The organism is Desulfovirgula thermocuniculi DSM 16036 (genome assembly GCF_000429345.1).
In the GTDB taxonomy this organism is placed as follows: Bacteria; Bacillota; Desulfotomaculia; order Desulfotomaculales; family Desulfovirgulaceae; genus Desulfovirgula; species Desulfovirgula thermocuniculi.
The window spans coordinates 1-20,445 of the sequence record NZ_AUBR01000037.1 but is presented as its reverse complement, the minus strand read 5'-3'; the positions used below and the strand labels follow the sequence as shown (position 1 = coordinate 20,445).

General features: G+C 56.7%; 16 protein-coding genes and 1 riboswitch. All 16 genes read left to right on the top strand.

Features of this window, described 5'->3' with window-relative positions:
- The first annotated feature begins 102 nt into the window (after positions 1–102).
- Positions 103–693: an ABC transporter permease gene (locus tag G454_RS18540; RefSeq protein WP_211230027.1), complete on the top strand. Its 591-nt coding sequence runs from the start codon at positions 103–105 to the stop codon at positions 691–693.
- Between the two features lie 85 nt (positions 694–778).
- A complete protein-coding gene (locus tag G454_RS18535) occupies positions 779–1,033 on the top strand; it encodes a hypothetical protein (RefSeq protein WP_035107551.1) in 255 nt (84 codons plus the stop codon).
- Between the two features lie 14 nt (positions 1,034–1,047).
- The gene (locus G454_RS0109485) at positions 1,048–1,800 is read left to right on the top strand and encodes a DUF4198 domain-containing protein (protein WP_027718439.1); all 753 of its coding nucleotides are present in this window, start codon (positions 1,048–1,050) and stop codon (positions 1,798–1,800) included.
- A gap of 926 nt (positions 1,801–2,726) precedes the next feature.
- Positions 2,727–2,897, top strand: a riboswitch (cobalamin riboswitch).
- 246 nt (positions 2,898–3,143) lie between these two features.
- Positions 3,144–3,602, top strand: coding sequence for a DUF3842 family protein (locus G454_RS18525; protein ID WP_051276156.1), 459 nt, complete (start codon positions 3,144–3,146; stop codon positions 3,600–3,602).
- Positions 3,603–3,961: 359 nt separating this feature from the next.
- A complete protein-coding gene (locus G454_RS18520) occupies positions 3,962–4,585 on the top strand; it encodes an ABC transporter substrate-binding protein (RefSeq protein ID WP_169719339.1) in 624 nt (207 codons plus the stop codon).
- A 289-nt stretch (positions 4,586–4,874) separates the two neighbouring features.
- Positions 4,875–5,531 carry an iron chelate uptake ABC transporter family permease subunit gene (locus G454_RS18515; RefSeq protein ID WP_211230026.1) on the top strand — a complete coding sequence of 219 codons (657 nt, stop codon included), beginning with the start codon at positions 4,875–4,877 and terminating at the stop codon, positions 5,529–5,531.
- Positions 5,503–5,745 (top strand): iron chelate uptake ABC transporter family permease subunit, encoded by a 243-nt coding sequence (locus G454_RS22710; protein ID WP_211230025.1) that lies wholly within the window; start codon positions 5,503–5,505, stop codon positions 5,743–5,745. The genes G454_RS18515 and G454_RS22710 overlap by 29 nt, the downstream gene beginning before the upstream one ends.
- Positions 5,655–6,134, top strand: a complete 480-nt coding sequence (locus tag G454_RS0109455) for a hypothetical protein (protein ID WP_169719337.1) — start codon at positions 5,655–5,657, stop codon at positions 6,132–6,134. Before G454_RS22710 ends, G454_RS0109455 begins: the two co-directional genes overlap by 91 nt.
- Positions 6,124–9,879 (top strand): cobaltochelatase subunit CobN, encoded by a 3,756-nt coding sequence (gene cobN / locus G454_RS0109450; protein WP_027718437.1) that lies wholly within the window; start codon positions 6,124–6,126, stop codon positions 9,877–9,879. Before G454_RS0109455 ends, cobN (G454_RS0109450) begins: the two co-directional genes overlap by 11 nt.
- A 26-nt stretch (positions 9,880–9,905) precedes the next feature.
- Positions 9,906–10,967, top strand: a complete 1,062-nt coding sequence (locus G454_RS18510; RefSeq protein WP_245574367.1) for a radical SAM/SPASM domain-containing protein — start codon at positions 9,906–9,908, stop codon at positions 10,965–10,967.
- Between the two features lie 307 nt (positions 10,968–11,274).
- Entirely contained in the window at positions 11,275–13,278 is a 2,004-nt protein-coding gene (locus G454_RS0109435; RefSeq protein WP_245574366.1) for a putative cobaltochelatase, read from the top strand.
- A 15-nt stretch (positions 13,279–13,293) separates the two neighbouring features.
- A complete protein-coding gene (locus G454_RS0109430) occupies positions 13,294–14,334 on the top strand; it encodes a magnesium chelatase ATPase subunit I (RefSeq protein ID WP_027718435.1) in 1,041 nt (346 codons plus the stop codon).
- A gap of 20 nt (positions 14,335–14,354) precedes the next feature.
- Positions 14,355–15,194 carry a daunorubicin resistance protein DrrA family ABC transporter ATP-binding protein gene (locus G454_RS0109425; RefSeq protein ID WP_027718434.1) on the top strand — a complete coding sequence of 280 codons (840 nt, stop codon included), beginning with the start codon at positions 14,355–14,357 and terminating at the stop codon, positions 15,192–15,194.
- A 1-nt stretch (position 15,195) separates the two neighbouring features.
- Entirely contained in the window at positions 15,196–15,927 is a 732-nt protein-coding gene (locus G454_RS0109420) for an ABC transporter permease (protein WP_027718433.1), read from the top strand.
- A gap of 241 nt (positions 15,928–16,168) precedes the next feature.
- The gene (gene cobN, locus G454_RS0109415; RefSeq protein WP_027718432.1) at positions 16,169–20,059 is read left to right on the top strand and encodes a cobaltochelatase subunit CobN; all 3,891 of its coding nucleotides are present in this window, start codon (positions 16,169–16,171) and stop codon (positions 20,057–20,059) included.
- A gap of 154 nt (positions 20,060–20,213) precedes the next feature.
- Positions 20,214–20,445: stalk domain-containing protein (locus G454_RS18505; RefSeq protein ID WP_035107550.1), on the top strand; the 232-nt coding region annotated here is incomplete at its 3' end.

The window sequence follows — 20,445 nt, the reverse complement described above, 5'->3', positions numbered from 1 at the left end:
TACTTTGAGGGCGTTTTTGAGGCCACGAAGGCCCTTTACCTTGCTGGAGCAGGGAAGGGGTTTTCGTGGCCTTTTGTATTTGAACCGGGGGTGAGTTTTTAATTGGGACGTTACCTGTTAAAGCGCCTTCTTTACCTCATCCCCGTGATGCTGGGAGTTTCCATCGTCACCTTCGGCCTGATCAACCTTGCGCCCGGCGACCCGGCAGAGCTTATCTTGCGCTCCGGCGGGGTGGAGCCGACCAGAGAAGCCGTGGAGGCCCTGCGGGAAAAGCTGGGCTTAAACGACCCCCTTTACGTGCAGTACGGGCGCTGGCTGTGGCGGGTGTTGCACGGGGACCTGGGCAAGTCCTTTCGCACCGGGCGGCCCGTGGCGGAAGAAATTCTTTCCCGCTTTCCAGCCACCCTGGAGCTGGCCTGTGCGGCCCTGGCCTTCATGGTATGTCTTGCCCTGCCGGCGGGGATCTTCTCTGCCCTTAACCGGCATGCTGTCATTGACCACTTGAGCCGCCTAGGGGCTCTTTTAGGCGCTTCGCTTCCCGGCTTCTGGCTGGGGCTCGTGCTCATCTATTTTTTCTCCGTGAAGCTAGGGGTACTGCCGGTAATGGGCCGGGGCGGGTTGAAGCATCTGGGTAGCTTCGTACCTGGTTTCTGCCCTTCCCACCGGGCTATACTTCACGATTTTTTTCTTTAGCCCGGCGGTTATTATGTCCCTGGGGTGCCGCGTTGGAGCCGTATACCTGGCAATTTACCTTAGGATAAATCTGGTGGTTGGTGCTGTGGGGTTGCTGCTGGGCAAGCTAATTTTGCCGCAGCGGGATCAGGCTCAGAAGTGGGGTGGGCAAAGCCGGGGAACAATTCATGCATCCTGGCGGGACAAGATGATTGCCGCGGTGCGGCGGATCATCCCCGTTTTTTGCCGGCTGGCTGCGGTTTTCATGCCGGGTACCTTCCTGGCATCGATCCTGCTGCAAACGGGGCTGGTCAAGCAAGTGCTACGGGAGGTCGAACCCATATTGAAGTTACATGGGTAAGGAGGGGAATTGGTATGGTAGGGAAAAGGAGCATTATCTTTTGCGATACCACAGACCTGATGGTCTACGGCCACGAACTGTGGCTGGAGATGGTCGGCAGCCACGGCCACGCAGGCGGCAGCGTGGAGGTGTATGTGAAATGGGGGCACAACATGCGGGCGGACGGGCTGGCCCGAAAAGAGGGCATGGCCGCGCTGGTGGTGGCTCCGGGTGGGGAAAAAGAAGAGTTGGTCATCGCCGACGGCGGGCCCGATTATTATCTCCTGCGCTTCCCCACACCTGCGGAAGGATTTTACCATGTTATTGCTCAAAACACCGGCAGCTACGTGTTGGATAAAAAAGGCAGGTATCACCAGGGTACCCGCAGGGAACATCCGGATGTGGTCCAGTCCGTTTTGTATAACCAGTACGCACAGGCTTTCGTACCGGTGGGACACGACCCGGAGGGCGTTCCCCAGCGGGTGGGAATGCCTTTGGAAATAATACCGGCAGTATGGAAACAATGGCGGGTGGGTGACGAAATCGGCCTGCAGGTACAATTCCGCGGTGAGCCGCTGGATGGAGTGGCCCTGGATGTGGCCTGCAACGGGCCCGGCGGATACCGGCAGTGGCAGGAAATGACGGACGTGAACGGCTGCATCATCCTTCAAGCCCGGGAGCCCGGCCGCTACCTGGTGGTGGCCCGCTACCGGGTGCCGGAAGGGGAAGAAGGGGTTTGTGACGTCCTATCCCTGACGACAACGTTATGCTTTATTGTCATGAGGTAGACACTTTTACCCCTAGCACTCCCTGGAGTACTGGAACCATTTGGCCGAGGCGGTTTAAGGTTCGATTTTCTCCAGCTCATTAGTTACTTCCTGCAGGAATTGCAAAAATCCTTTAACGCTTCTCATAAATGATCATACCCTGGCTGTATATTTTTCTCTTCAAGGATAATGGGGCTTCTTCCAGCAAGATCATATCTACCTGGAAGGGACGGGCGATAAAGAATGCCCATTGGCCAGGGAGCCAAACAGATAAATGCGGCGCAGTGGAAAGAGGAGCGGTAGTTCTTTCGCCAGTTGCTTTGCTTTTTCCAAGGCCTCTCTTTTTCGGGCGGCGAGAAATTTTTCTTCCGCCTTGACTCGCCTTTTGTGGCCTGCCAGGTATTCTTTAAACTGGGGCGTCTTACTATACCCGCCCATCCTGGGCACCTGTCCTTTTTGGATTACTGTACTTCTTCAGTTTATACCAGGCGCCAATGGCTGGCAAGGCCTTGCGCGAAATGGCACAAGGTTACACGGTAACATTCTCGAGGAAGACGAGGCAAAGGTACACCGCCATTTGGTGTGCCGCCAAAGACCAGTGGAAGGCCTGAAGAGAGCAGAGGGGTCGATAACTGCGGTATTTTTCTAAGCCTGAATAGTTGGAACCTGCCGGGCCGTCGGATCCATTTCCGGGGACAGAGGAACAAAAAGCGGGGTTCGGTTATAGCATCCCGGGGGAGAACCGGCTGGTGGGGGGTGGGCTGTTGCCGAGAAAGATCCGGGCAAGAGAAAGGAGCTTTATGGCCGGCTGCAACGGCTGGTGGCAAATGATGTGCCATTTTGCCCTCTTTATCACGACGTCCTGCCTCTACGCTGCCAGAAAGGCTTTTTTCCCTAGACAAACGCTAAAAATTATGATATTATACCCATCAAAAAGGTTGAAAATTTCATAACTCCCGCGTCCGGGTGTAGGGAACCAGGTGAGAATCCTGGACGGTGGGGCCACTGTGAATGGGTAGCAGCCTTTCAACATGCCACTGGGCCTTTGGGGTCTGGGAAGGCGAAAGGCAAGGCGATGACCCATGAGTCAGGAGACCTGCCCGGGCGTGCGGCACGCTAAGCCTCCCAAGGAACAGGGGTTTGTGCCGGTGTGGAGCTGTGCATCTTTGCGGGCGCATGGCAAGCCCCGGTCTCTCTGGAAGGCCGGGGCTTTTGCTTTAGAAAAAACCGACCCGTGGGAAAGGCATATATTACCCCCCTGACTTCCGTGGGTACGGTACAGGCCGTTGCGGGCGTTTTAGCGCCTGGATGCCGAGGGCAGGAAAAGCTTGATATGGGGAAGCCTTTTGTGAGGCAGATAGAAGATGCGCGTAGCGGTAATTGACGGGCAGGGCGGAGGTATCGGCCGGGTCATTGTAGAAAAGCTGCGCAAGGCCATCCCGAAAGAAGATGTAGAAATCATAGCTCTAGGGACCAATTCCATAGCTTCCATGGCCATGCTAAAGGCCGGCGCCGACGAAGCGGCGACGGGGGAAAACGCCATTGTTTGGAACGCCCCCCGGGTAGACGTTATTTTAGGTACCGTGGCCGTGCTCGTGGCCCACAGCATGCTGGGGGAGTTCACCCCGGCCATGGCCGAGGCGGTGGCCAAAAGCCCGGCCAAAAAGATACTCCTGCACCTCAACCGCTCCAACGTAGAGGTAGTGGGCGTGATAGACGAGCCTTTGCCCCACTTAATTGACCTGATGGTGGAAAAGGTAAAGTCCCTGGCGGCAGATAAGGTAGAGATTGCTTCACCTTCCGAGGTGCCTTACGAAGTCTGATTAAGTTTTGCTGCGGCAACTGTAACTCTCCTGCCATTTTTGGCTGCGGGTAAACGGCGACCACGAAGGTCCCCCCGAAGCAAAGGGGATTTTCGTGGTTCTTAGTTATTTAAGGAGGTTAGAAGATGCGGAAAAACTTTCCTATGCTTTTGGCTCTTGTTTTGGCGTTAGTGGTGTTGGTTACAATTGGTTGTGCTAAAAAGGAGGCTTCCTCCTCCGGGGAGAAAGTGGCCCTTCAGTATGCTACAGGTTTTTCCCTCGAGAACTTGCCCGGAGGTTGCAAAAAGGTTGTCGATGGCGAAGGCCGCGCCCTACTTTTAGTACCCCGGGGTGCCACGCCTCCCGCAGGCTTTAGTGGCTTGCCGGTCATTTATACCCCTGTGGAGAGGGTGATCTTGGATTCCACCACCCAGGCTGCCCTTTTGCAGCCCTTAGGGGTGCTGGACAAAATGGTAGGGGTAACTTCCGATAAAGGAGACTGGCACATTGAAGAGGTAAGGAAGGCCATGGAAGAAGGCAGAGTGCATTTTGTGGGCAAGATTAGTGCTCCGGACTACGAGAAAATTAGGGCCCTTTCCCCAGAAGTGGTCTTTACCTATACGCGTACCATGGGTGGGACGGAGTTTGCCCAAAAGCTGGGAGAGCTAGGGATTACCTATGCGGTTAACAATGAGTGGCTGGAAACCCATCCCTTGGGCCGGGTTGAATGGGTAAAGTTTTTGGCGAGCTTCTTTAACAGAGAAAAGGAAGCAGAGGACTACTTCCGCCAAGTGGTGGCCAAAGTGGAGGAGGTGGCCCAAAAGGTGCCCGGGGGTCCCAAGCCCAAAGTGGTCTGGGGAAGCATTTTAAAAGGCAAGGTCTACGTGCCTGCCGGGAATTCCTATGCGGCCAAAATGATTGAAATGGCCGGCGGCGAGTATGTGTTTAAAGACCTGGGGGGTTCCAGCATGGGCAGCGTGAACATCGCCCTGGAGGAGTTTTAGGCCCGCGCTAAGGAAGCAGACGTTTGGGTCATCCCCTATAGTCCCGAGTCCACCGGTATCTCTTCACTGACCAAGCTGGTTGAGCAGGCTCCTGTGTTGGTAGAAACCAAGCCGGTAAGAGAAAGGAAAGTTTGGTGCGTCCGGCCCTGGGTACTGGCAGTCTATAGAAAAAGCCCACGAGCAAATTGAGGACCTAGCGGCCCTCTTTTACCCACGCATTTGGGGGGGTTACAATGCTAGGCACTTTATGCCATTGCCGGAAAAATAGGTGCACGGGGGGAGAATAGTGGTGGTGCCGGCAAAATACGGCCGCCACACCGTTCTTATCCTCACCTTTGCCTTTGCGGCGGGGCTACTGTTGTTGCTGAACTTAAGTCTGGGGCCCGTACCCGTACCCTTTGGGGAAGTGGTGCGCCTTGTTTTGCATCGACCCGTGCAGGATGCCACCTTCCAGACAGTAATCTGGCAGATTCGGTTGCCTCGCTCCTTGGCCACACTCTTTGGAGGGGCGGCCCTGGCCACAGCCGGCCTTCTCCTGCAGGTGTTCTTCCGAAATCCCATTGTGGGCCCTTATGTGCTGGGCATTTCTTCCGGGGCCACCCTCCTGGTAGGGCTTGTAATGCTCACGGGTTTTTACCGGGGAGTGCCTCTTCACCCTCTCGTCTTAAGCGTAGCGGCTTTTCTTGGTGCCCTGGGGGTAATGGTTATTGTCCTGGCCGTGGCCGCCCGCATGAAGAATGTAGTCACTCTGCTGGTCATTGGCCTCATGATGGGTTATCTTTGCAGCGCGGTGAGCAGTATCTTAATTGCCCTAGCAGAAAAGGAAAGGGTGCACGGCTTTGTCCTCTGGACGCTGGGCAGTTTTTCCGGGTTTACCCGCGAAGAGCTGGCAGCCCTGGGGGCCCTAACCCTTCCTTATGTTAACTTCTTCTTTTTTACTGATTAAGCCCTTGAACGCCCTTTTGCTGGGAGAGGATTACGCCCGGAGCATGGGGGTAAACGTGTATTCCTTACGCGTGGCCATCATTACGGTGGCCAGCGCCTTAGCTGGCGTAGTTACTGCCACTGCTTGGGTGGGATTGAACTCAACAACGGGGGACAACCGCAGGTGTATGTGGTGGCGGGAGCGGGAAGCGGCTCCGCCCTTTACCGCCTGCTGAGCAAAAGGGGTTTAGGCCTGGCCACGGGCATCATCCACGAAAACGACGTGGACTTTCATGTAGCGAGGGCGGTGGGGAGCACCGTGATCGGCGAGAAGCCCTTTGAAGAAATTGGCGCCCGCGCTTTCCTACGGGCGACGGAGATTATGGAAAAAATTCCTTGTGTGGTGGAAGCTGACTTTCCCGTGGGCCGGTTGAACAGGCGCAATGTGGAGCTGGTGCAAAAGGCTATTTCACAGGGAAAGCCGGTCTTTAGCCTGCGGTCCCGGGAGGAGGCAAGGGGTCTGTACGGTGGCAATAGCAGCAGGCAGGTTTACTGCCGGAGCCTGGAAGAACTGGCCCAGAACTTAAGCGCGCTATTGGAAAGGAGTGAGGTCTGTGCCCATTAAGGTGCTGTTTTACACGGCCATAGAGGGGGAGCTGGGTGTTCTGGCCGCGGCGCTGGCATCCCTTCGCAAGGAGTTTGGACCCATCGTCGAAGCAAGGGCTTTTGCCAAGAGGGAGGTTAGCGACCCAGGAAAGGAAGAGGAGCTGGTTGCCGAGGCATCAGAGTGCCATTTCCTGCTCCTGCGTACCATGGGCGGGGTAGAATCGCTGCCGGGAAGCAGGCGTTTGGCCGTTCTGGCCAGGGAACGGGATATTCCCCTGGCCATCATACCTTCCGCTGGGGAGGAAGGGGAGGAGCAGAGACAGTTAAGCCATCTTTCTGAGGAGGATTACCATCTGGTGCGGCTTTTTGTGAGCTACGGCGGCAGGGACAATTACCGGCGCCTGCTCCTCTGGGCGGCCAGCCGCTTTGGTGGCCGGGAGCTGCCCGTGGAAGAGCCGCGCCCGTTGCCCTGGGAGGGCTTTTACCATCCCAATTACCCGGGAACGGATGTGGCTGAATACCTGGCCACCAGATTGGGTGAGGGAAAGCCTGTAGTGGGCATCCTCTTTTACCAGAGCTACTGGGTAGCGGGCAATACCGGCTTTGTTGAGGAACTAATCAGGCAGGTGGAGGAGCTGGGAGGGGTGGCCCTTCCCGTTTTCCTTTACGCCACGCGCAATGACGAGTTGGGCAGCCGGGGCATTGCCTGGGTGGTGGAAAATTACTTTTACCGGAACGGCCGGCCGGTGGTGGATGTGGTGCTCAATACCCTGATGTTTGCCCAGACCATGGCCACGCCAACCTTTGGGCGGTTGGAGGAAAAGGACCTCTACCGCCGCTTGGGCGTGCCCGTGATTAAAGTCATTCTTTCCTTAAATTCCCGCCGGGAGTGGGAGGAAAGCCCCCAGGGCCTGGGACCGCTGGATGTGGTCATGAGCGTGGCCCTGCCGGAGTTTGACGGTGCCCTCATAACCGTGCCGGTAGCCACCAGGGAAGAGGGAGAAAGAGATCCTCTTACCGGGGCCGGCCTGGTCAGGTACGAGCCAATAGCCGAACGGGCGAGGAAGGTGGCTTCTCTGGCCCTGCGCTGGGCGACTTTGAGGCGCAAACCCAACCGCGAAAAGAAGGTGGCCATTATCTTGCACAACTATCCTCCGCGCAACGACCGCATTGGGAACGCCTTTGGCCTGGACACTCCGGAGAGCGTCCACCGCCTGCTGGTAAAGATGCAAGAAGCTGGCTACCCGGTGGAAAATTTGCCTTCCAGCGGGGCAGAGCTCATGGAAAGGGTCCTCTCTGGCCTGACCAACGAGCGGGGCTGGTTGGACCCGCGGGAACTGGAACGCCGGGCCGTGGCCTGGGTGGAGGGCACCACTTACCGGCAGTGGTTTAATTCCTTCCCGGACCAGGTAAAGGAGCCCTTAAGACGGGACTGGAAGGAGCCTCCGGGAGAGGTTTTTGTGTACGGCCAGAAGCTCCTCATACCAGGCATTTTCCTGGGCAACGTTTTTTTGGGCCTCCAGCCGCCACGGGGCTTTCTGGAGGACCCGGCGAAAATCTACCACAGCCCCGATCTCTCCCCACCCCACCATTACTTGGCTTTCTACCGCTGGCTGAGGGAGGAGTTTAAGGCGGATATTGTTTTTCATATCGGCAAGCACGGCTCCCTGGAATGGCTTCCTGGCAAGGGGGTAGGGCTTTCTTCTTCCTGTTTCCCCGATCTCGCCTTATTTGACCTGCCCCATGTTTACCCCTACATTATCAATAACCCCGGTGAAGGGACGCAGGCCAAGCGCCGGTCCCATGCCTGCATTGTAGACCACCTGGTGCCGGTAATGACCAGGGCCGGTACTTATGAAGGACTGGCCGAGTTGGAACCGCTTTTTAAGGAATACCACGAGGCAAAGGTGATGGATCCCACTAAAATACCCATTATTTGTCAGCAGATTTGGGAAAAGATTGTACATCTTAAGTTAGACTGCGACCTGAACCTGACCAGGGAAGAAGCCGAGAAAGACTGGGACGGGTTTATAGAGCGGCTTCATTCTTATGTTTACGAGATCAAGGATACCCTCATCCGCGATGGCCTCCATATCCTGGGCCAGCCGCCGGAGGGGGAAGCTCTGGTAGAAATGCTTTTATCCCTCACGCGCCTGGCAAACGGCCCGGTGCCCTCCCTGCGTGAGTGCCTGGCCCGCAGCTTGGGGTACGACTACCATCAGTTGATTTCCAGCCCCGGCCGTTTTGACCCCACTGCCGGGTGTACTTACGGAGAGGTCCTGGAAAAAATCGAGCAAGTTTCCCGAGGGCTCATAAGAAACTTTGCAGAGACCGGTTACGATCCCGAGCAGGCCCATGCCGTTGTTAAGTCTACTCTAGGCAAAGGAGATGAAGAGGTAAGCCGTGTGATCCATTACATAGGCCACAGCCTTGTGCCAGCTTTGAAAGCCACGGAGCAGGAGCTGGAAAGTTGTCTGGTGGCCCTGGCGGGAGGCTTTGTGCCGCCCGGTCCCTCCGGTGCTCCTACGAGGGGAATGGCCGACATTCTTCCTACGGGCCGCAACTTTTATTCTGTTGACCCCCAGGCCGTTCCCAGCCGAGCTGCCTGGGAGGTGGGGAAGGCTCTGGCGGAGGCCCTGCTGCAACGCTACCGGAAAGAAAGAGGAGACTACCCCCGCAGCGTGGGCCTAATCGTCTGGGCCACCGCTAATATGCGTACGGGCGGGGAGGATGTGGCCCAGGCCCTTTACCTCCTGGGAGTGCGGCCTGTCTGGGAAGAAAGGAGCGGGCGGGTGAAAGGGCTGGAGGTAATTCCCCTGGATGAGCTGGGGCGGCCCAGGATTGACATTACCATCCGGGCTAGCGGCATGTTCCGTGACGCCTTTTTCAATGTTATTCAGCTAATTGACCAGGCAGTGGAAATGGTGGCCAATCTAGACGAGCCGGATGAGCTGAATTTCGTGGCGGCCCACGTGCGCGCCGAAATTGCAGAAAAAGTGGCGGCGGGGATGAGCCTTAACGAGGCCCGGGAGGAGGCCCTGTGGCGCGTTTTCAGCGATAAGCCCGGTTGTTACGGGGCAGGAGTGAGCAACCTCATAACCGCCAAGAACTGGAAGGACGAAAGGGATCTGGCTGGAGCTTACCTTACCTGGGGAGGGTATGCCTACAGCCGCCGGGTGTACGGCCGGGAGGCACGTCATGCCTTTCGCCGCCGCCTGGCTACCGTGGAGGCCACGGTGAAAAACGAGGACAGCCGCGAGATTGACATGTACGATAGCGATGACTTTTACTCCTACCACGGCGGTATGGTGGTCGCAGTAAAGGCCGTAAAGGGGGAGTTGCCCCTTTCTTTTAGCGGCGACAGCTCCGACCCTAACAGGGTGAAAATGCGCACCCTGAAAGAGGAAACCAGGCACATTTTTCGGGCCCGTGTACTCAATCCAAAGTGGATAGAGAGCATGAAGCGTCACGGGTATAAAGGGGCAGGGGATCTCTCTCATTTAGTGGAGGTGGCTTTTGGCTGGGATGCCACGGCAGAAGTGCTGGATGACTGGTTATACGAAGCCCTGGCCCAAAAGTATGCCCTGGATTCCTCCATGCAGGAGTGGTTTAAGGAGGTAAACCCCTGGGCCTTGAAAAACATTGTGGAGCACCTTTTAGAAGCTGCCGAAAGGGGTATGTGGGAGGCACCGCCGGAAATGAGCGAGGCTTTAAAAGAGCTTTACCTGGAGATAGAAGCGGAGCTGGAGGCCAGAACGGAGTAATGGGAGAGATCCGAAGCCTTGTGCTCATGGTTACCCTGGACTGCAACCTGCGTTGCCTCTATTGCTATGCGCAAGGGGGCGAAAAGAAAGAATACATGAGCTGGGAGGTGGCCCGCCAGGCCATTGATTTCGTTGCGTCCCGCAGCAAATACTTCAAAGTGCAGTTTACCGGCGGGGAACCTCTGTTAAACTGGCCGCTGGTGGAAATGGCCGTGCGCTACATCCGGGAGCGCCGCCTGCCGGCAGCCGTCCAGCTGCAGACCAACGCTACCTTGATTACCTCTTCGATGGCCCGAAAAATAAAAGCCCTGGGCTTGGCCTTGGGGGTGAGCCTGGATGGACCGCCGGAGGTAAACGATTTAACCCGCCCTTTTGCCGGTGGCGGGGGCTCTACGTTGGCGGTAATAAATGGGCTGCAGAACCTGGCGGCGGAAGGAATTAAAGTGGGGTTGACGGCGGTGCTGACGGAAAGGAGCGTTTCTACATTGGGCCGCCTGGTTGAACTGGCTTCCTACTTAGGAAACGTTTACGGGTTGTCCCTGGACCTCTTGCGTCCTTTGGGCAGGGGTAGGTCTAAGGAAGTGAAACCTCCGAATCCAGAGTTGCTGGAACAAAATGTAAGAAGTGCCTTTAGGCGGGCGGAAGAAATAGTGAAGCTGGGCGGGCCGCTCGTGCGCTTTCGGGAGGTGGAGAGGATCAGGCTTTTAATGGCAAGGGGCTTCTCGCGGGAATATAGCTGCCATGCCGCAGCCGGGCAGTCCCTGGCAGTTATGCCCGATGGGAGCTTATACCCTTGCGCTTCCCTGTGCGGCCTGGAGGAATTTTACCTCGGTCGCGTGACGGCAAAAGGCCTTTCTTTGGGCAGGCTTGCCTCTGTAGAGAGTATTCTTTCCAGCGCAGGAATAGACTCTTGCCATCGTTGCCCGCAAAAACATTTGTGCGGTGGCGGGTGTCCTGCCCGAGCGTATGCTTATGCGAGAAGGGTTGAGGAAATTTATCAGGTGGAATGCCGGTTGAAAAAGGTTTTTCTCGCGCTGGCTAAGGAAGGGGAAAAGCACAATGCTCGTGGGAAGGACAGGTGGCGGTGAGGAAGTCTGCCTTATGGAAGATTGCCTGGTGGTGCCGTGAACTAGAAGACAATTAAAGCTAAGACCTTTTTCCTCATTCGGGGAGAAGGGATTACGTACTTTTGGGCGAAAGATTTTTACTTAAAGTGGCCGAAGCCACCATCTGCGCGGTTACCATGAAGGTACCATTTCCCTCCACGGAGGAGGTGGGCTTTCATGGTTTTTGTTTTTCATTACCCCTGCCCCGCTTAGTTGAGCTCGCGGTGGAAGAGAATCCCTAGGGCCTAGGGGCGGAAAAAGGGGGCGCTAAACTCACGTGTCAGAACGGGTGGTTTATCCTTTTACGGCCATTGTCGGTCAGGAAAAAATGAAGAAGGCTTTGATTTTAAACATCATCAATCCCCGCCTGGGAGGTGTTTTAATCCGGGGGGAAAAGGGGACCTGTAAATCTACCGCCGTGCGGGCTCTGGCGGCCCTTCTGCCGGAGATAGAAGTGGTGGCGGGTTGCCCCTTTAATTGCGACCCCGACGACAGGGTGCGCCTTTGCCCGTCCTGCCGTCAGCAACTGACGGCGAACGGGAAGTTGCCTCGAGCCCGCCGCCGCGTCCCGGTAGTGGACCTTCCTGTTTCGGCCACCGAGGACCGGGTGGTGGGTTGCCTGGACTTTGAGTACGCCTTGAGGTACGGAAAGCCCCGTTTTGAGCCCGGAATTCTGGCCCGGGCGAACCGGGGGATTTTGTATATCGACGAAGTCAATTTACTGGATGACCACCTGGTGGACGTGCTTTTGGATGCGGCGGCCACGGGCGTAAACATTGTAGAAAGGGAGGGCATATCGTATGCCCACCCGGCTGAGTTTTCCCTGGTGGGCACGATGAACCCGGAGGAGGGGGAACTGAGGCCGCAGCTCTTGGACCGTTTTGGACTGTGCGTGCAGGTGGAAGGCGTTGAAGATCCCCGGCAGCGGGTGGAAATTATGCGCCGCCGGGAGGCCTTTGATGCTGATCCCCTGGGATTTATCAGCCGGTGGGCCAAAGCAGAAAGTGAGCTGGCCCGGCAAATTGCGGTTGCCCGTTCATTGCTGACCCGGGTGATTATCCCAGAGAGGCTTATGCGCCTAGCCGTGGACCTGGCCATGGAAGCCCTGGTTGCCGGCCACCGGGCGGAAGTTGTTTTGGTGGCTGCTGCCCGCACCCTAGCTGCCTTTGCTGGCAGGGGAGAGGTTGCTGCCGACGACGTACTGGAGGCGGCGGAGCTGGTTCTCATCCACCGTGCCCGTCAGGCTCCTCCCCCGCCGCAACAGCTTGAGGAGGATCAGGAAGAGCCACCAAAGGAAGGAGAAGAAGTAGAAGAGAAGGCCCAAACACGCGAAGAAGAAACGCAACACGTGCCCCCGGAACATAAAGAGCCTCAAGAAGTAGAAGGAAAGGAAGGCTCTTCCGGAAAGGAAGAGCTAAACGAAAGGTCTTCTTTCCCTGGGGCTCCCCAGGAAACTGTTTTTGCCGTAGGACGGCCTTTTGCCGTGCGGCGCATTGCTTTGCGGCGGGACCGTATTTTACGTAAAGGTTCCGGGCGCCGCTCCCGCACCAAGACGGCCAGCCGCTGCGGTCGCTACGTGCGCAGCACCATGCACCGCCAGAATAACGACCTGGCCTTTGACGCCACTTTGCGAGCGGCAGCTCCCTACCAGGTTCACCGGGAGAAAAACGGCCTGGCGGTGGCCATCGAGCCCTCCGATATCCGGGAAAAGGTGCGGGAAAAGCGCATTGGGAACTTTCTCCTCTTTGTGGTGGATGCCAGCGGTTCCATGGGGGCGCAGCAGCGCATGGTGGAAACGAAGGGGGCCATTTTATCTCTCTTGCTGGATGCCTACCAGAAACGGGACAAAATTGGCATGATTGCCTTTAGGGGCCATAGCGCCGAAGTCCTCCTGCCGCCCACCAACAGCGTGGAAATGGGACACAGGCTTTTAAAAGAACTGCCCACCGGGGGAAGGACCCCCCTCTCGGCCGGCCTTCTTAAAGCTTACGAAGTAGCCAAAACCCACTTGCGTAAAGACCCCCACATCTCGCCCCTTATCATTCTCGTCTCCGATGGCCGGGCTAATGTGAGCATGGGGGAGGATAAGCCCTTGGCTGAAGCCTTGCGGGTAGCCGAGCTCATCCGCGATGAAGAGCGGATCAAATCCATCGTCGTGGACGTGGAAAAAGAGGGCTTTTTTGCCTTTGGCCTGGCCCGGCGGCTGGCTTTCGCCCTGGGGGCGGACTACTATAAGATAGACGACTTAAAGGCAGAGGCACTGGTGCAAGCGGTGCGGGAGATAATTCCATGAAAGGGTGAAAAAAGAATGAGATACGTTTACCCTTTTTCGGCCATTGTGGGTCAGGAGGAGATGAAAAAGGGGCTTTTGTTAAATGCCATCAACCCCAGGCTTTCCGGCATTCTCATCCGGGGGGAAAAGGGTACCGCCAAGTCCACTGCCGTAAGGGCGTTAGCGGCCCTCCTGCCGGAAATTGAAGTGGTGGCTGACTGCCCCTTTAGCTGCGATCCCGAGGATGTCACCACCATGTGCGTTCGTTGCCGCCAGCGCCGGGAGGCAGGGGAAGAGCTTCCCCGGCAGAGGCGCAAGATGCGGGTGGTGGAGTTGCCCGTTTCGGCCACGGAGGACCGGGTGGTGGGAACCCTGGATATTGAGCGGGCCATTAAAAAAGGGGAAAAGCACTTTGAGCCGGGCATTTTGGCCCAGGCCAACCGGGGCATTCTTTATGTGGACGAGGTAAATCTTTTAGACGACCATGTGGTGGACGTGCTCCTGGACTCGGCAGCCATGGGCGTCAACACCGTGGAGCGGGAGGGGGTGTCCTTTACCCATCCTGCCAGCTTTATCCTGGTGGGCACTATGAATCCGGAGGAAGGGGAACTGAGGCCGCAGCTTTTAGACCGCTTTGGGCTTTGCGTAAACATTGCGGGGGTCACGGATCCGGAACTGCGCGTGGAGATCATCAAGCGCCGCGCAGCCTTTGAGGAAAACCCACAGGAATTTATCCGCAAATGGGAAAAGGAAGAAGAAAAGCTGCGCCAGCAAATTGTAACGGCTAAAGAACTTTTGCCCCGGGTAGAGATTTCGGAAGAAATTTTATACCTTATTGCTAAAATTGCCATTGAAATGGGTGTGGACGGCCACCGGGCCGACCTCGTGATGATGAAGGCGGCCAAGACCATGGCTGCCCTAGCCGGTCGCACGCAGGTTACCGAAGAGGATGTGAAGGAATCGGCCAACCTGGCCCTGTTGCACCGCATGCGCCGCAAGCCGTTCCAGGAGATGGAAATGGACCACGAAAAGCTGCAGGTAATAATGGGGGGCGCCCATGCCCACCGCCGGAATTGAAGTTCCTGGGGGTTAACAAATTGATTGAGATCCGACAGCTGACCAAGCAATACGGGCATATTGTGGCCGTAAGCGACCTGGACCTGGAGATTAAAGAAGGAGAAATTTTTGCCCTGCTGGGGCCCAACGGTGCGGGCAAGACCACCACCATAAGGATGCTCACCATGCTCACCAAGCCCACTTCCGGCACTGCTTTGATTAACGGCTATGACGTTACGCGGGAGCTGGATAAAGTAAAAAAGGAAATTGGCGTGGTGCCCCAGCACATGAACCTGGACCAGGAGTTGACTGCCTGGGAAAACCTAGAGCTTCACGGGCGGCTGTACAAGATACCTGCGACGGAAAGGCGCAAGCGCATCGAAGAGCTTCTCCAATACGTGGAACTGGAGGACCGTGCCCGGGAGCTGGTGAGCCGGTTTTCGGGCGGCATGAAGCGACGTTTAATGATTGCCCGGGCTTTAATGCATTGGCCCAAAGTTCTTTTCCTGGACGAACCAACGGTGGGTTTGGATCCCCAGACACGTCGCAAAATCTGGGATCTCATCCGGCGCATGAACAGCGAGGGCATGACCGTACTTTTAACCACCCATTACATTGAGGAAGCGGAAATTCTCTGCCATCGGGTTGGTATCATGGATAAAGGAAAGCTCATTGCTCTGGGCACTCCCGGCGAGCTAAAAAAAAGAGTAGGGGAAGTGGTGGTGGAGACTTTTGGGGGCAAAGATACCGGGTATAAATTTTTTGCCACCCGGGAGGAAGCCCTGGCCTATGCCAGCCAAGTGGATGGGGACGTATTGATCCGTGAATCAAACCTGGAAGATGTTTTTGTGGAGCTAACCGGGCGCAAGGTGGTTGATTAATTTGGATTTTTATACCGTATTTTGGCGGGAAATGGTAGTTTTCAGGCGCACCTTCATTAAATTTTTTGCCTCCCGGCTGGTCAGCCCGCTTCTTTACCTGGTGGCTTTTGGGTGGGGGTTGGGCCGTGGGTTAAGTATGGACGGGGGCAGTTACCTGGAATTTGTGGTTCCCGGCATCGTAGCCCTTTCCGCCATGAACACCAGCTTTAACGCCGTAGGCGTTTCCCTGAATATGAGCCGCCTCTACCACAAAACCCTGGAGGAATACCTCATTGCCCCCATTAGCGCCAGCGCCTTTGTGCTGGGCAAAGTGCTGGCCGGTACAGTACGGGGACTGGTGGCCTCACTAATCATCCTTGGGCTTGCCTTCCTGTTTGGGGCGCACCTGGTAGTAAATGGCTGGTTTCTTTTGGTGGTTTTTCTTACCTGCTTTCTTTTTGCCGCCCTGGGGGTGGTGGCCGCCATGACCATTAACTCCCACGAGGATATGGCCAACTTTTCCACCTTTGTGATTTTGCCCATGTCCTTCCTCTGCGGCACCTTCTTTTCGCCCGATCGCTTGCCTAAGGCCGTTGCGTATATTATAGAAGTGCTGCCCCTGACCCATGCCAGCTACGCTCTGCGGGCCCTGGCCCGGGGAGGGGAGGTTTTACCCATTTCTTTGGCGGTGTTGCTAGGGTACGCCATAGCCCTGTTTCTGGCCGGAGTTTGGGTGGTAAAAAAAGTTAGATAAAAAGTTTTGGGTTGTTATAGGTTGTTATAGAAGGAATTTGTCCGCCTCTGTAGTAATGTATTACTTAGTAATGTATTACAAGGTTAATAACACAAACGACTAACATAGACCCGGCGATCGAAATCGCCAGGCGTAGGATCCTGATATCGTCCTGATATCGAATTTTCAAGCCACGAAGGCTTTTCCTAAAGCAAGGAGAAAGGGGCCTTCGTGGCTTTTCATTTTGGCAGGGGGGAGTGCCGTGAAAAAAATTACCGCCGTCATGTGGCACAGCCACGCCACCACCATGCGGCAGGCCGCGGAACTGGTGAGAAACGAGATAGAGGTAAAAGTTTATTCGGCCCGCTTTTTAGACGAAGGCAAGGAGGACTTGGCCAAGGCTCTGGGGGATATGGCCGGGGCCGACCTGGTGTTCTTTTACCGGTCCACGGCAGAAAGCATCTGGGGTGAGCTGGAAAAGGCGGTAAAAACACTAGACAAACCCGTAGTCTGCGTGGCTCACGATCCTGCCCTCTGGACACTTTCCACAGTAAGGCCGGATGCGGTGGCTAAGTGCTACACCTACATAGTACAGGGCGGCAAGGAAAACTTTGCCCGCATGCTCCGCTACCTGGCGGCTGAAGTTCTGGGTGAACCGCTGGCGTACGAAGAGCCGCTGGTCTTTCCTTGGGAGGGCATTTACCACCCGGCTGCACCGGGCTATTTTGCCTCGGTAGAAGAATACCTCTCCTGGTACGAGCTGTATTTGGGGGGGCGCGCGGGGCATTTTGAAGTTAGCGGCGCTCCTACGGTGGGCCTCCTCTTTGCCCGCAATAACTGGGTGAACGGCAACCTGGCGGTGGAAAACCTCTTGATTCACCTCTTGGAGGAAAAAGGTTTAAAGGTTATCCCTGTCTTCTGCTACTCCTTAAAGGATGCCGAATTGGGTACCAGGGGTTCCGGCGAGGTGGTCAGGGAGTATTTCTTTGGTGCCGAGGGGCGGCCCCGGATCAACGCCCTGATCAAGTTAATCTCCTTCTTTTTGGAAGCCCGCATCAGAACGGATGATTTCCTGCGCGAAGACGTAGCTTCCGCGGGCGTAGCCCTTTTAAAGCAACTGGGCGTGCCTGTCTTCCAGCCGGTGACCTCCTTTTACCGCACGGTGGAGGAATGGGCCGAGGATCCCCAGGGGTTAAACCGGGACATTGCCTGGTGCGTAGCTTTGCCCGAGTTTGAAGGGGTCATCGAGCCCATCTTCATTGCTGGCGCTAGAAGAGAAGGGGAGCTAGAGATCCGCGTACCGGTGGAAGAGCGCTGCCGCCACCTGGTAGAGAGGGTGGCCAAGTGGATTGCGCTTTCCCGCAAGCCCGTCCACGAGCGCAAAGTAGCCTTTATCCTGCACAACAACCCTTGCGCTTCTGTGGAGGCCACCGTGGGCGGCGGGGCCAACCTGGATACGCTGGAAAGCGTGGCCAGGATCTTGCGCCGCATGCGGGAGGCGGGCTACAGCGTCGAGGTACCAGGGAGCGGTAAAGAGCTAGTTGATACCATCATGAACCGTAAAGCCATTTCCGAATTCCGCTGGACCACCACCGATGAAATCATCAGCAAAGGTGGGGCTCTAAAGCTCATGCCGGTGGAAGAGTACCGGCAGTGGTTTGACACCCTGCCCCAGCGGGTAAAGGAGCGGCTTACCGGGGCCTGGGGCGCCCCGCCGGGAGAAGCCAGAAACGGCGTGCCGGCGGCTATGGTCCACGAAGGGAAAATTGTCATTACCGGCGTGCGGTACGGAAATGCCGTGGTGTGCGTGCAGCCCAAGCGTGGTTGCGCCGGGGCGCGCTGCGACGGGCAGGTTTGTAAGATTTTACACGACCCGGACATCCCGCCGCCCCACCAGTACCTGGCCACCTACCGCTACCTGGAGCGAGAGTTTGGCGCGGATGTAATTGTGCACGTGGGCACCCACGGCAACCTGGAATTTTTGCCCGGCAAAGGCGTGGGTCTCTCCGGCGAGTGTTATCCGGACCTGGCCCTCGGAACCCTTCCCCACCTTTACATTTACAACGCGGATAACCCGCCGGAGGGAACCATTGCCAAGAGGAGAAGCTACGCCACCCTGGTGGACCACATGCAGACGGTGATGACCGGGGGCGGACTTTACGACGAGCTGGCCGAGCTGGAGCGCTACCTGGAGGAGTACGAAAGGGCTAAAGTAGCTGATCCGGCCCGCGCTCATACTTTAGAGCATTTGATTATCGAGGAAATCAAAAAGACCAGCCTGGATAAACAAATCCCCGTGGAAGGCGGCCATGATAATTTTGCCGCCATAGCCGAAAAGGCCCATACCGTACTTTCCGTCATCCGCAACACGCAAATTCAGGACGGCCAGCACATTTTTGGCGAATTACCCCAAGGCGAGCGGCGCATAGAGTTCATAAACTCCATCTTGCGCTTTGACGCTGGGGAGAAGGTTTCTTTGCGCCGGGCCGTGGCCAGGCTCATGGATCTGGAGCTGGCCGAACTCCTGGCCGACCAGGGAAGGTTTTCGCTGCGCTTTGGCAGGTCATACGGTGCCCTTTTGGAAGAAATTGATGCCGCCGCCAAGGCCTTCATCAGCCGCTTCTTAAAGGGCTTGGAAGTGGACGCGGGCTTTGCCCAGGAGGTCCTGGGAGATAAATTCTTGCGCCCCGAGGCCTTGACAGAAGTAAATGCCCTTTTGCCGCGGGTACTGGATTTAAACGCGCGCATTGAAGCCTCGCAAGAAATAGAGGCGCTTTTAGCCGGCTTTGATGGCAAGTACATCCCTGCCGGGCCCTCCGGGCTAATTACCCGCGGCCGGGACGACGTGTTACCAACTGGCAGAAACTTTTATTCCCTGGACCCCTACCGGGTGCCCACCAAGGCGGCTTGGGAAGTGGGCAAACGCCTGGCGGAAAAAGTCCTGGAGAAGTACCTGGCAGAGGAAGGCCGCTACCCGGAATCAATTGCCCTTTACTGGATGTGCAACGACATCATGTGGGCCGACGGCGAGGGATTGGGGCAAATGCTTTATCTTTTGGGCGTGCGTCCCAAGTGGCTGCCCAACGGACGGGTAGCGGGCATTGAGGTAATTCCCTTACAAGAGCTGGGGCGGCCCCGCATTGACCTGACCGTGCGGGTTTCCGGTATCACCCGGGACAACTTCCATTCCTGCATGGAGCTTCTGGACGAGGCCATTCAGACCGTGGCTGCCCTGGACGAGCCGCCGGAACAAAACTACGTGCGCAAGCACACCTTAGAGCGGCTTAACGGGCAAAACAACCCGCAGGCCTGGCGGGATGCGACTTTGCGCATTTTTGCCTCCAAGCCCGGCACCTACCAGGCAGGGGTAAACCTAGCCGTTTACGCCTCGGCCTGGAAGGAAGAAAAGGACCTGGCAGACATTTTCATCTACTGGAACGGCTACGCTTACGGGAAGGGTATCTTTGGTAAGGAGGCTTTCAGGCAGCTGCAAGCCAGCCTGAAGACGGTGGATATTACCTACAACAAGGTGGTTACCGACGAATACGACCTCTTTGGCTGCTGCTGCTACTTTGGCACCCACGGCGGGATGACCGCTGCGGCGCGGGTGGCTTCGGGCAAAGAAGTGAAGACCTACTACGGCGACACCAGGGAGCCCGAGCACGTGGAAGTACGTACCCTGGCCGACGAAATCCGTCGGGTGGTGCGCACCAAGCTCTTGAACCCCAAGTGGATTGAGGGGCAGAAGCGGCACGGCTACAAGGGTGCCGGCGACATCTCCAAGCGCATCGGCCGGGTTTACGGCTGGGAGGCCACTACGCAAGAAGTTGACGACTGGATCTTTGATGATATTACCCGCACCTTTGTGCTGGACGAGGAGAACCGCCGCTTCTTTGAAGAGCACAACCCCTGGGCATTGGAGGAAATCGCTCGCAGGCTCCTGGAAGCCCACCAGCGGGGCCTGTGGAACGCCGATCCCGAGGTGCTGGAGGGCCTCAAGGAGGTCTACCTCGAGATCGAAGGCTGGCTGGAGGAAAAAATGGGCGACGTGAAGGGCGACTTCCAGGGCGGTGCCATCGACATTCTTACCGCTGAGGAAGTGGCCGATTGGGGGGCCAAGATGCGGGAGATAAAGGCTAAGCTGGAAGGGTAAGGTGGCGGTGCCGCCCGGCGTCAACTGCCTGTTAATCAGGAAAAAGCGGCAGTGGTGGGGGTAAGCGGGAAAGGTACGGGGTGTGCGGTGAATGTTGGTACTGGTTGGAGTTAATGCCTGATGGTGGTAGAAATCTTTTGCGGGGTGGGAGTTCATGAGCAGGAAAATGGCATTTCTGTGGAAGTTTTTCCTGGTGTTTCTTTTAGCCTGTTTTCTGTTTGGCGGTGTGCCTATTGCAGCGCAACCGGCGGGGGTTAGTGTGCAGGTAGACGGGAAGGAGCTGGTCTGCGATACGCCGCCGGTGGTGGAACAGGGCCGCGTGCTGGTGCCGTTGCGGGCCATTTTTGAGGCACTTGGGGCCTCGGTGGAATGGGATGGGAGCACCC